This is a genomic window from Streptomyces phytophilus (assembly GCF_013870535.1).
In the GTDB taxonomy this organism is placed as follows: Bacteria; Actinomycetota; Actinomycetes; order Streptomycetales; family Streptomycetaceae; genus Streptomyces; species Streptomyces phytophilus.
Genome location: NZ_JACBXC010000891.1, coordinates 1 through 2,553 on the forward strand (window position 1 = coordinate 1; position 2,553 = coordinate 2,553).

A 2,553-nucleotide genomic window follows, 5' to 3' on the forward strand; every position below is an offset into this window, starting at 1 on the left:
GCGGCGAGGACCGCGACGAGGGTCTCGTCGGGCACCTTCCGGGCACGGCCCGGGGTGCGTTCGTACGAGACCGCGACTCCGTGCAGCGCAGCTAACCGCGCCAGAGACATGCCACCCCCAGGTGGTATGCGACGTCATCGGCTCCGGCCTCACCCGCACAACCGGTCGCGGGCCCCGGAGGGTCGCCGCCGGGGTGAGCCGGCAGGCTGATCGTACTGCGGCAGCCGCGCGCCGTCAGCAGGCCGTCACGTGAAGTGAACGGGCGGCAGCGGCTCGCTGATGAGGTTGTCGTCGGCGGCGAGCGGCGGCTCGCTGGTCAGCGGAGTGCCCGCGGCCAGCGGGGGTTCGCTGGTCAGCGGCAGCTCGGCGCAGGAGCAGGCGCCGGCCAGGCCGTAGTCGGGGTCGGCACCCTCGACGGGTTTGTGGTGGTGGTCGTGGCTGACTTCGTACGGAGCGGGAGCGGCCACCGCGGGTCCTCCTCGATCGACGGCTGATCACGTCCGCCGCTACCCGATCAGGGGCCCGGCAGTCGTGGCGACACGCGTTCGTGCCATACGTCACAGTACCCGGAACGGGCGATTTCACTGTAACGGGCCCCACAGAACGCAAGAGCTGGGGCACGTGCGCCCCCGCGGCCCGACTTTTTCCGCCGGGGCCGGGAGGACGGAAGACGGGTGCCGCGACCCGGCCGCGGCACCCGCGCTCCCGACTAGCCGCGGCGGACCTTCTCCAGCGGCAGGTGCAGCACGGTGTCCCCGCGCGGGGCGCGGTTCTCCTCCGCGAGCCGCGCGACCTGCCCGGCGTCGAGGGCGCGGTCCAGCAGCCACACCTCGTCCACGGCGCCGACGAGCGGGTTGTTGATCCCGCCCGTGCGGGCGCCGGCCCGGATGCCGGTACGGGCGTCCGCGGAGACCGAGCCCGCGACCGGCCCCGAGGCGGCGGCGGGGGCCCCGTCCACGTAGAGGGTGACGCCCGTCTCGTCGCGGGTGAGCGCGACGTGGTGCCACCGGCCGTCGGCGAAGTCGCCGGGGGCGGAGACGAAGGTGTTCTCGGAGCCGGTGTTCACATGGCCCCGGATGCGGCGCTGGTCCGGCTCCAGCCGGAGCCACCACTTGGCGTCCGCCGCCTCCTCGGAGTGCGCCCAGAGCACGGCCTGCTGCTGCTCCCCCTCCGTGCTGCGGAACCAGGCGGCGGCGGTGAACGGCCCGGTGCCGAACGCCAGTTCGCCGGCCGGCGGCGTCTCGACGTAGTCCCCGTCGAGCCGCAGGCCGCGGCCGAAGGGCCCGCCGACGCGCTCGGGAGCGCCGCTGACGACGGCGTCGCGGCGGTGGCCGGAGGCGTCGGGCGTGGTGGCGGGCCGCGGCGGCGGGGTGGTCAGCACCGGGGCGGGCACGTGCGCGTACGTGATCCGCCGGTGGTACGGCTGCAGGCCGTCTCCGACGGGCGCGCGGTCGCCGTTCTCGTAGAGCACGCCGACACCGCCGGCGGCCGGCACGAGGTCGGAGTAGCCGGCCGGGCCGTCGTGGACCTGCGGTCCTTCCCGCCAGGTGGCGCCGTCGTCGCGGCTGGTGCGCAGGGTGAGGTCCTCGCGCGCGGTGGCGTGCCGGGGCGCGGAGAACACCAGCCGCCGGGCGGGGTCGGAGGCGGCCGGGAGCGTGAGCACGGCGCCCTGGACGACGGGCGCGAGGAGGTCGGGCACCTCGCGGTACGGGGCGTCGAAGGTGGCGCCGCCGTCGCCGCTGACGGTGGCGGCGCGGGAGCCGGGGCTGCTGCCGTGCTGGTCGCGGGTGTTGAAGTAGACGGTGCCGTCGGACAGTTCGGTGGCGGAGGTCTCGTTGGGGATGACGGTGCCGTCGGTGACCTCGTCGACGCCGCCGAGGTGCCAGGTGGCGCCGCCGTCGTCGCTGTAGAGGGCGTGGCCGCCGAAGAGCCGGTTGTCGGGGCAGGCGCCGCCGGGCTCGGGGGCGCGGGAGTGGTTGCCGGGGATGACGAGCCGGCCGGCGTGCGCGCCGCGGGTGAGCTGGGTGCCGTGGCCGGGGCCGCCGACGAAGTGCCGCCACCCGGGCCGCTTGACGTCGGCGGTGATCTCGCGGGGCTCGGACCAGGTGGCGCCGTTGTCGTCGCTGTGCTGGACGAAGGAGCGCCGGGTCTCCTCGGCCGTCGCCCGGCCGCAGATGACGTCCTGGCCGGAGACGCCGCCGCCGGTGCGGGTGGTGTTGAGCAGGACGCGGCCGGTGGCGCGGTCCACGACCGGCACGGGGTTGCCGAACTTGTTGCCGCCGTCGTCGGCGACGACGGACAGCTCGCCCCACGTGCGGCCACCGTCCGGGGACCGCTTGAGCACGAGGTCGATGTCGCCGTCGTCGCCCGGACCGTCCACCCGGCCCTCGGCGAACGCGAGGAGCGTGCCGTCGGCGGCCTCGGCGACGGCGGGGATGCGGAAGGAGTGGTAGCCGTCCTCGCCGCGCTCGAAGACGGTGGCGTAGGCGATGCGCTTACCGGGCCCCGGCGCGGGCGCGGTGTCCGGCGCCGCCGCCGGGGGCGCGGCGGCGG

Annotated in this window: 2 protein-coding genes; both read right to left on the reverse strand. The window is 76.1% G+C overall.

All coding sequences use genetic code 11. The annotated features are described in order from the left end of the window. Positions 1-245: 245 nt before the first annotated feature. On the reverse strand, positions 246-467 hold the full coding sequence (locus tag H5J30_RS26775; protein ID WP_181789899.1) for a hypothetical protein: 222 nt from the start codon (positions 465-467) through the stop codon (positions 246-248). A 242-nt stretch (positions 468-709) separates the two neighbouring features. Then, on the reverse strand, positions 710-2,553 hold a 1,844-nt coding region (locus H5J30_RS26780; RefSeq protein ID WP_181789900.1), incomplete at its 5' end, for a sialidase family protein.